We start from the raw sequence: 10024 nt of genomic DNA on the forward strand, positions 1-10024 counted from the left end.
CTAACCTCCTTGAATGGTGATAAAGGACTGGACTCGTTTCCAAATCAACTGAGACAAGCCCACCATCACTAAGAGCCAGAAAAACTGCAAAGCGAGTGCCTGAATCATCTGACTAGCATCGTATTTCCCAACGATAATCATGACTGGAGTGTAAATCAAGGATGAAAAAGGCAGGAAGGACAGAATATCTGCAACAACCTTTGGAAAGAAAGCCAAGGGAATCAAACTTCCAGACATAAAAGCCACTATGGAAGTCTTAAGTAGGTTGGAACCCCAAAGATTTTTAAACACAAAGGCAGAAAATCCAAAGCAGATATTAAAAAAAAGTTAATCAGATAGGCCAGCGTTAAGCTAAAAAGATAAAGGACAGTTAATCCCAGCACTTCTACAATCCCTTGCCCAGATACGATTTTCATCAACACAATGACACTTAAAAATGGAAGGCCAACAGAGATAAAAATCAACCACTTGGAGCCAAGCTCTGTAAAAAGGTAAGATGCCGCAAAGTGCACTGGTCGCAACAAGCGCATGATAATCGAACCATCCTTGACCTCCTCCCCAATCATAAAGGACGAATCTGACCTAGTCAGAAGATTTGTCACAAAACTCATAATGATGTAGAGGGTGATATCTGCCATACTAAAGCCCTGAATCAAAGACTCCTGCGAGGAATCAAAGACAGCCTTCCAGAGATAAAAGGCCACAAAAGCCCCCATGACATCGCCAATCCGATAGAGAATAAAGTTGACTCGATAGGTAATCAATTCCTGAACACCTGCATTGATAAAGGGTTTATAACGTCTCCACAATTTGACCATCTTAGAGCTCCTTTCGATAGAAGCGACGGATAATATCCTCAATATCCGTATCCACCATCTTCAAATCGCGGATTTCAAAATCAGACAGGGTTTGCTTGATAATATCAGCTGACTGGTAGCGAGAACTATCGAATTCAATGTTGAGACTATTTCCTTGTCTATCAATTGTCATATCCGAAAAGCCTTCATAGTGAGAGACGAGATGACTTTGACCTGGTAGCAGTTCAAAAGAAAGAGTCTTCATCTTTCCAAAGGTTTCCTTGAGCTGGCTCACCGTTCCATCAAAAATTTCCTGCCCCTTGTCTATCATAAAAATCCGATCACAAAGTTGCTCAATGTCGCTCAGGTCGTGAGTGGTCAGGAGAATGGTTGTTTCTTCCTCTTGATTGATCTGAGTAATGGCACGACGAATGTTATCCTTGACCGAAACGTCCAAGCCAATGGTCGGCTCATCTAAAAAGAGTACCTTGGGATTGTGAAGCAAGGAAGCTGCAATGTCCGCCCGCATCCGTTGTCCCAGTGAAAGAGTCCGCACGGGATCCTTGATAAAGTCCTTCAAATCCAAGACTTCATTCAAAAAATCCATTCGCTTATGAAAGAGCGAGTCTGGCACATCGTAAATCTCTTTTAAGACCGTGTAGGTCTCTTGCAGAGCCAAATCCCACCATAGCTGGGTGCGTTGTCCAAAGACTACACCAATATCTTTGACATAATCTTGGCGATTGTCCTGCGGAATCTTACCATTAATCCGACAAAAACCAGATGTCGGTTTTAAAATCCCTGTCAGCATTTTGATGGTGGTTGACTTCCCAGCACCATTTGCTCCGATAAATCCTAAAATTTGTCCTTTTGGGACCTCAAAAGTCAAATCCTTGACCGCTTCAAAGGTCTGCTTTTCAGGATGAATAAAGGAACGCAAAGCCCCCTTCAAACCCGGTTCCTTAACAGTCTTCACAAAATTTTTCTGAAGATGTTCCACTTCTATCATTGCCATATCTATCTCCCTATGGTAAGGAATAGCAACATTGTCTTTTACTACAAGTATTCTAAATCCTTACTTTCTACACCTTCTACATTTTATTGCTACAGAAGGTTTTATACCAACCTATTATAGTCCAATAAAAACTAGAATGCAAGCGTTTGCCTAAAGTTTATGAAATTGAAAATTTTTCTCTTAAAATAATACTTTTAATCAAAAATTATAGCTTAATAGTTTTCTGAAAATACGCAAAAAAACCCACCCTTAGGGGCAGGCTGGTGGTTAAGAAAAAAATTTTTTAATCGAAAAAACTCACGATTCTACTGTTAATCCTTCAGTATTTAATTATTGTCATCAGTCTAAAATGATTTCTAACCCCTCAATTACTCTTTAAAAAAATCTTCAATACGAGAAACAACCTCATGATTTTGATAATGATAAAGGTCGTGTGGTACATCCATATATATGACTTTCACATTAGACTGTTCACTAGCAAATTTCTCTGCAAAATGCTGCCATTCTGATTGACCAAAACTAGTACCTTGACCGTTAGACACCAGTAATAAGGTAGGAATTTTCAGATTAATGCTTGAGGGAACTTTCTTGGCATTTTCCTTTACTAAACGAGATTCATTTAGCATAGCTTGTGACATCAACTGCTTATAAGCTAGAAGTTTATATTGTTTTCGTTCATTTTCAGTAAGAGTTGAATTTTTTATATAGAAGGACTCAGGGAAGTAGCGTAATAAACCAATCTTGCTGCTCCAAAATGCCACAGTGATTAAGGTCTGATTTTGCTTTAAATTCTCATAACTAGCTGGCAGTGCCCAATCTAACCCAACCAAGGTTCTCACTTCATCAGGATATTTTTCCTGCCAAGCTAAACTCTCAAGACTAGCCATGGAATGAGACAAAATGATAAAAGGACCTTTGACATTTGCTTGTGAGAGAGCTTGACGCGTCTCAGATAAAACCTCCATCACATCTCTTGAATGATTGCTATCATCACTATAACCATACCCTGCTCGCTCCACGATGACTACCTTATACCGTTTCGATAAGGATTCCGATACTTCTTTAAAGTCCAATATAGGAGAAGCAATACCAGCACCTGAGAGAACTACTATAGTCTCAGGACCATCCCCTTCAACGTAAACATTCATTTGATGTCCATTGACAAGAACTTGTTTCCCCATAGGTGTCAGTGAGGCTTGTTCCTTTTCCAAACTGATACGATGAAAGATGAATGTAGCCGCTAGAAACAAAAGAATGAAACTAAGAAAGGCAAGAAACCATTTTTTCAGTATTTTCATAGCATTATTGTACAAAAAATAAGTCCTTTAAGCAACTTAAGATTGGTTCTTCTACAGTATATTCGCTATATATTTAGACACCAAAAAACCCACCCAATGGGCAGGTTTCATCTGTATTATTCAGCTAGATTAAGCTTTACCTTCTGAACCGAATACGTCGATACGTTCTTCAACTGATGCTTGGATAGCTTTTACACCGTCAGCCAAGAATTTACGTGGGTCGAAGAGTTTTTTCTTGTCGTATTCTGCTTCGTTTGCTTCGTAGTCACGAGCAAATTTACGAGTTGCGTTAGCGAATGCGATTTGACATTCAGTGTTAACGTTAACTTTCGCAACACCAAGTTTGATAGCTGCTTGGATTTGCTCATCAGGAATACCTGAACCACCGTGCAATACGATTGGGAATCCAGGTACTGCTTCTGTCAATTTTTGCAAGTGATCAAGGTGAAGACCTTTCCAGTTTGCTGGGTAAGGACCATGGATGTTACCGATACCAGCTGCCAAGAAGTCAATCCCAGTTGCAACCATTGCTTTAGCATCTTCGATTGGAGCCAATTCGCCATCACCGATGATTCCGTCTTCTTCACCACCGATAGTACCAACTTCAGCTTCTACTGATACACCTTTAGCGTGTGCTTTTTCAACAACTTCTTTAGCCAATTTAAGGTTTTCTTCAACTGGAAGATGTGAACCATCAAACATAACTGAAGTATATCCAACTTCGATACACTCAAGTGCATCTTCGTAGTGACCGTGGTCAAGGTGGATAGCTACTGGTACAGTGATACCCATTGATTCAACAAGGTTAGCGATCAAGTTGCGAGCAACTTTGTAACCACCCATGTATTTAGCAGCACCCATTGAAGTTTGGATCAAAACTGGAGCTTTTTTAGCTTCTGCTGCGCGCAAGATAGCTTGAGTCCACTCAAGGTTGTTTGTGTTAAATCCACCAACTGCATAACCGTTGTCACGAGCTGCTTGGACAAATTTTTCTGCTGAAACGATTGCCATTTTATCAGGCCTCCTGTATATTTTTATGGGTCATCCCATTTACATTGTTCATTTTATCACTTTTTGACAAAAAAATCTAGTTTTTCCCGCAGTTTCGATTGAATTTCTTCTAGCTTCATCTATGTAAACCCTTTCTTACCCTAGTCTTGGGCGACTTTTGGAAAAGCTATGAAGAAGGTCAAACGATTCTCCACAATCTCGAAACGATAAGCTAATTTTTCATGTTCTAATAGACTCTTGACCACAAAGAGTCCCATCCCAGAACCCTTGGCCTTGCGACTAGCATTATCAGAAAAAGATTGGGCTAGTTTTTCTTGTTCTTCTGGACTACAGCTATTCTCGATAAAGAACTCCCCTTCTCTTTCTCCAATGCGAACTAAGCCACCTGAAACAGAGTGCTTGATGGCATTGCTGATAAGGTTAGACAGAATCAACTTCATAACTGATGGGTTTAGATAAACCTGCTGATGGGTCAAACTATTGTCTATCTGGAGCTCTCTTTTCTTGGCTAGTAAAGCATAATCCTTAACCAGACTTTGCGTCATCTGGTGTAGGTCAATTTGTTCCCTATCATCTCTTAATTCCTGCACAGACGAGAGAGAAAGTATCTGGAGAACGTGGTGATTGAGCTCATCCACAATTCCTAAGGCTACTCCCAAATAGTGTTCTCTATCCTTATAACGCCCGACATTTTCTTTCATGTTTTCGATCAGGATTTTCAAACTAGCCAGAGGTGTTTTCAGTTCATGAGAAGCCCCTCGTAGAAATTCAACCTTCATCTTCTCCAGTTGAAGAATGGCTTCATTCTTGTCATGCAAGTCCGCAATAACAGTCAAAAGATGCTGGTAAAGGCTATTGATTTGTTCCTTGAGATCACCTATCTCATCCTTAGAATCCACGCGCAATCGCACTTGGGCATCCAAATCCATCATCCGTCGGGTCACCCGCTTGATCTCCAAAATCGGGGCAACAATGGTCCGAGCATAGATGTAAGCCACCAAAAGTGAAATCAGAAAGGATGCCAGCAAGGTATAGGGAAGAAACTGGAGACTGATCTGCTCTGCTTCCTTTTGCAAATCCATAGAAGCTAAAAATTGGAGAGTCATGCTTCCACCGTCTTGCGTTTTTACCTCGCGCTCCTCAATAAAGAGGGAGGTGGTTTGGCGGTCTGTATCCAGAGGAAGACTGTCCTTGACTTCTAACTTGTCCTCAGTCATCTCGCCCTTAACGCCCCCCTTGATATCACTAGTCTGGGAATACAGCTCTAACACTTGCTCGATACTCTGCCTATCCTTCCCTTCTAGGGACTGGGCAATGGCTGTCGCTTTCTGGCCAATGGTTTCCTGACGGTGGCTCAGATAAGTCGAAGGAAAAAGAAAATAAATAGCTAAATGAAGGCAAATGACCAGAACACTAAAAATCGAGAAGGTATATATAAATATCTTTGTAAATAAACCTGTTCGTTTCATTTTCGCTCCAATTTATAACCAACATTGCGCACAGTGAGGATGCAGTCCAGGTCTAGCTTTTTCCGCAATTCCTTGATATAAACATCAATGACACGGTCAAAGGGAACCTCATCTGTCGCTTTCCATACGGCATCGATTATCTGAGATCGGGTCAAGGCTCGTCCTTCATTTTTTACCAGATAGTCCAAAATTTCCAACTCTTTGGCATTGATAGCCACTTCTTGACCTGCGAGGCTTGCACTGTAGCTTTCAAAATCCACCTTGGCATCCTTATAGGAGAAGACTCGTCCCATATCATAATGGCGCTTGAAAATCGCGTCCACCCTCACTTTTAAGAGGGAGAGGGAGAAAGGTTTTTCCAGATAGCCATCTGCCAGAGAGGCAAAGGCACTCATCTTGTATTCCTCATCCTGAAATGCAGTCAACATCAAAACAGGAACCTGGCTGGTTTTACGAATCTCAGCTAGGACTTCTAAGCCATTGAGCTTGGGCATTTGGATATCCAGTAAAACCAAGGCTACCTCATAGCTAGAAAATTTTTCTAAGGCTTCTTGCCCATCTGCAGCCTCAATGGTTTCATAACCACAATCCGTCAAATAATCACTGACCCCCTCACGGATCATCTCTTCATCTTCTACAATTAAAATTTTCATACTTTAACTGCTCTCTATTTTTTATTTTTCTTAGAATAACTACCTACTCTATTTTCTATTATAGTCTCTTGCTGGCCTTTTGTCTGTAAGCAACTGACCACTAGATAAAACAAAGAGAGCCTATCGCTCTCTCTGCTTGCATTTCACTCCCTGTGGAAGGAAGGTTATTTGGTTTTTGAAAAGGTTAGAATATAGTTATAATCTTTCCCATTGTTTTTATAGAGATAGTCTTCTTTAACAGTATAACCACGTTTACGTAATTCCTCTTTCTTAGCATCAACTTGGCTCTTGACCGCTGCTTTCACCTGTTCATTTGTTGAACCAGCTGCGACTTCAAGAGGAGTTTCATTGATATCTCCTAGGAAACCTACAATATCTTTCATTTGATCAAAGTTATAAAATACATTTACTTTGACCTTTTGAGGAGCTGGCTGTTCTAGACTTCTACGATTTCTGCTAGCGCGTGGTTGAACTGCTGGAGCCATTCTGAAACCTGAAGTTCCTGTAGCCTCCTTAGTGAAAGTTACTACGTAGTTATAATTTTTCACAGTAGTATCTTGTTCAAAAATAATGTCATTTTTCACATGATACCCTCTAGCAGCTAGGTCTTTTATCTTGGCTTGAATTTTTTCTTTTACTAGCTCTTTTGCCTGTGCTTCACTCGTTCCTGCAGGAATTGTGACAGTGTTATTTTCTCCCGGATCAGATAGGAAGCCATGAATATCTGGCATTCCAGCGAAGTTATAGCTAATATTTACAGTTCCATCTGGTTCTGATGTTGAACGTGCCACTCTTCTTGCTCTTGCTTGAACCGATGGGGCATGTCTAAAACTTGAAGCCCCTTCTGAAGTTGAAGAAGGTTGTGTTGGAGATGCTGTCGAAGTCGTGCTTTCTTCACTAGCAGGCTGTGTCGGAGCTTCACCTGATCCATGTCCTATCGCTGTGCTTCCATTGTCAATAGTAGTACCTTCATTACGGCCATTTGTTAAATTATCTTTGTTATAGTTTGGTGCTGGTAATTCTTCACCTGGAACATTAATTTCATCAATTTTAGTTTGATATTCATCCGCAGCAACTACCGCTGCATCATGATCTTTAGCATTATTTATTGCGGCTAGTGCGTCTTCTTTTAATGTTTTTAATTCCGCTTTTAATTTTTCTTTTTCGGCTTCGTCTTTAACCTTTTCTATTTCACCTAGTTTTGAAGATACTCGTTCATTAATAATATCTTCCCCATCTTTTTGTGCATCTGCTAGTTCCTTTTTAGCTTTTGCTTCTTCAGAAGTTAGCTCTTCCGCTTTCGGCTCAGTTGTTGCTGGTTCTTCTGCTTTGGGTGCTGAGGTCGCCGGTGATTCAGAACTTGAATTTGAAGCTACAGGTTGATCTGCAGCCCCTGTGTTTGAAGGGGCGTTGTCTGTTACTGAACTTGATTCTGCTGCATTCCCTGGATCATTTGTAGCTTCCGCAGATGGAGTATTGGAAGGTTCTGCAGTTGTTTCAGAGTTACCTGTTTCTCCAGCTGGCTGTGTAGTGGAATTGGTATCGCCTGATGTGACCGGTGCTTCTTCACTTGGGGTTACCGGTGACGATGTTGAATCACTTGGTTGGGTAGCTGTTGAGTCACCTGTAGGAGTTGTAGATGGCGCTCCAGACTCTTCTGAATGATTACTTGTCGATGGAGATTCAACCGAAGAAGCTGATTCATCGTCTTTCGGTGCTGAGGACGTGGGTTCTTCAGAACTTGGGTTTGAAGCTACAGGTTGATCTGCAGCCCCTGTGTTTGAAGGGGCGTTGTCTGTTACTGAACTTGATTCTGCTGCATTCCCTGATTCATTTGTAGCATCTGCAGATGGAGTATTGGAAGATTCTGATGTTGTTTCAGATTTACCTGTTTCTCCAGCTGGCTGTGTAGTAGAATTGGTATCGCCTGATGTGACCGGTGCTTCTTCACTTGGGGTTACCGGTACTGGAGATACTGGCTCTTCCGCTTTCGGTGCTGTCACCGATGGCTCTTCCGCTTTTGGTGCTGGTGTCGCTGGTTCCTCTGCTTTTGATGCTGGAGCTGCTGGTTCCTCCGCTTTTGGTGCTGGAGCCGCTGGCTCCTCTGCTTTCGGCGCGGGTGTCGCTGGCTCCTCTGCTTTTGGTGTAGCTGGTGTCGCTGCCTCTGACTCTGTTCCTTTTGGTTTAGCTGTTTCTGTTGGAGCTTCTACTTTTGGATCAGCTGGTGTTACCACCTCTGGTGCGGTTTCTTTTGGTGCTGGGGTAGTCGCTGCGTCTTCTACTTTCGGCGCTACTGGAGCTTCTGTTTCTTCTTTAACTTCTGGGCTTGTCTCTGCTGATGTTTCTGAGGCAGGATCTTCACCTGATTCTTCCGCTCTTTCCACTACTGGTGCTGATACAGGCTGATAGACTGGGCTATAGTTCACAGTCATTTTTTCAACTTTCTCAGTGACATCTGTTAATTCAAAGGTAACAGCTTTTGTTTCCTGATCTTTCTTGAGCAAGACTTCGTAAGTGCGAACTTCGCCACTTGCACCACTTTCTTTGATGATAATCTTGTGTTTTGTGACTGTATCTGAAACCGTTTCAGCTTCGGTAAAGTACAATTCATTGTGCGGTAAGAATAAATTCTTGCCTGAAGCTTGATTCATTTCTTGAAGTACATCTACAGGGATATTGCTTGCTTCGCTGATAACACTTAACGTATCTCCCCACTTAATGACATACTTAAATAAATCACCTTCTTTGTGAAGGTCAGCTTTCACTTCCTCAACTGTTCTGGCTACCCAGACACCATCTTGTTCACTGGCTGATACAGTTGGAGCTAAAAAGCCCAGACCTAGCAAAATGACACCTGTCGCAACAATTGCACCAGTTCTCAATTTTCTAAAGCCACGGAGGGACAAGCTTCCTCTAACATTTGTTTGTCTCATAATGTTTATTTTTCCTCACTATTCTATATTTTCCAAGGTAGACCCTGCCTAGGTCTACTAGCCTATGTTTCCGATATGGATAGGCTTCTACAGATTTATCTATCTATTTTCAAGATAAGATTTCTATAGATTTTTATGCACAATTCCATATATAAGTTGTGAAATTCCTTTCTCATAAATTCCATAGCTTTAGTATATCATATTTTAAGCACTAAAGTACAAAGAAAGTAACTGAAAGCAATGATTTTCACCACTGCTTTCTGCTTCATTTATCATTTTAAAACTTTCAGTTGCTAGCCTCATTTTTCAGTCTGGCATCAGTATTATTCACCATCCAGCAAGAGCTCTTTGGGTTGTTTTCTAAGGAGATTGCTTGAAGCAAGCGCCATAACGAGAACGACTAGAACTAAAGCAAGAACAAAGACGATGATAAAGTCTGATGTCTGAATGGAAATATCTAGGTTCGACAAGGTCTTACTAAAGCCATCTACTTCTGCACCACCACCAAGGTTAGAGGTTTGAGCAGCCTTGCTAGCCTGTTTGGCAATACCTGAAGTAACATTGGCTAGGACAGTGTTTCCGATTGCACGAGCTGTGTAGTTGGCTAGGAAATAAGCAGAAACAAGAGCAGGGATGGCAATCAAGATGGATTCGGTGATAAATTGACCTAAGATACTTGCCTGCTTGAGACCGATAGAAAGGAGAATTCCCACTTCCTTACGACGGGCATTGATCCAAAGGCTGAGTAAGAGGGCAAGGAGAAGAACTGAGAAACTCAAGCTGCCCCAGAAGAGGAGATTGGCCATCTTGTACATACCAGAGATGGATTGCTCAAGAGCTGGGTAGTT

At 41.5% G+C, this 10024-nt stretch carries 6 protein-coding genes and 2 pseudogenes; all 8 read right to left on the reverse strand.

Annotated features, from left to right (window positions below; translation table 11 throughout):
* Positions 1 to 818: pseudogene (locus tag SMIDD28_RS06060) on the reverse strand (ABC transporter permease).
* Between the two features lies 1 nt (position 819).
* Positions 820 to 1812: an ABC transporter ATP-binding protein gene (locus tag SMIDD28_RS06065; protein WP_001240792.1), complete on the reverse strand. Its 993-nt coding sequence runs from the start codon at positions 1810 to 1812 to the stop codon at positions 820 to 822.
* A 368-nt stretch (positions 1813 to 2180) separates the two neighbouring features.
* Entirely contained in the window at positions 2181 to 3110 is a 930-nt protein-coding gene (locus tag SMIDD28_RS06070; RefSeq protein ID WP_061425292.1) for an alpha/beta fold hydrolase, read from the reverse strand.
* A 129-nt stretch (positions 3111 to 3239) separates the two neighbouring features.
* Positions 3240 to 4121, reverse strand: coding sequence for a class II fructose-bisphosphate aldolase (locus tag SMIDD28_RS06075; RefSeq protein WP_061425263.1), 882 nt, complete (start codon positions 4119 to 4121; stop codon positions 3240 to 3242).
* A 140-nt stretch (positions 4122 to 4261) separates the two neighbouring features.
* Positions 4262 to 5590: a sensor histidine kinase VncS gene (vncS, locus tag SMIDD28_RS06080; protein ID WP_061425264.1), complete on the reverse strand. Its 1329-nt coding sequence runs from the start codon at positions 5588 to 5590 to the stop codon at positions 4262 to 4264.
* Positions 5587 to 6243, reverse strand: a complete 657-nt coding sequence (gene vncR / locus SMIDD28_RS06085) for a response regulator transcription factor VncR (RefSeq protein ID WP_061425265.1) — start codon at positions 6241 to 6243, stop codon at positions 5587 to 5589. The genes vncS and vncR overlap by 4 nt, the downstream gene beginning before the upstream one ends.
* A gap of 164 nt (positions 6244 to 6407) precedes the next feature.
* Positions 6408 to 9176 (reverse strand): LysM peptidoglycan-binding domain-containing protein, encoded by a 2769-nt coding sequence (locus tag SMIDD28_RS06090; protein WP_061425266.1) that lies wholly within the window; start codon positions 9174 to 9176, stop codon positions 6408 to 6410.
* Positions 9177 to 9499: 323 nt separating this feature from the next.
* Positions 9500 to 10024: pseudogene (gene vex3, locus SMIDD28_RS06095) on the reverse strand (ABC transporter permease subunit Vex3); the annotation flags it as partial.

Origin of the sequence: Streptococcus mitis (genome assembly GCF_001579045.1) — a bacterium.
Lineage (GTDB): Bacteria > Bacillota > Bacilli > Lactobacillales > Streptococcaceae > Streptococcus > Streptococcus mitis_D.

Coding starts and splice junctions, on each gene's coding strand:
- SMIDD28_RS06090 (WP_061425266.1), bottom strand. CDS start 9,176: ATGAGACAAACAAATGTTAGAGGAAGCTTGTCCCTCCGTGGCTTTAGA.
- SMIDD28_RS06070 (WP_061425292.1), bottom strand. CDS start 3,110: ATGAAAATACTGAAAAAATGGTTTCTTGCCTTTCTTAGTTTCATTCTT.
- vncR (WP_061425265.1), bottom strand. CDS start 6,243: ATGAAAATTTTAATTGTAGAAGATGAAGAGATGATCCGTGAGGGGGTC.
- vncS (WP_061425264.1), bottom strand. CDS start 5,590: ATGAAACGAACAGGTTTATTTACAAAGATATTTATATATACCTTCTCG.
- SMIDD28_RS06075 (WP_061425263.1), bottom strand. CDS start 4,121: ATGGCAATCGTTTCAGCAGAAAAATTTGTCCAAGCAGCTCGTGACAAC.
- SMIDD28_RS06065 (WP_001240792.1), bottom strand. CDS start 1,812: ATGGCAATGATAGAAGTGGAACATCTTCAGAAAAATTTTGTGAAGACT.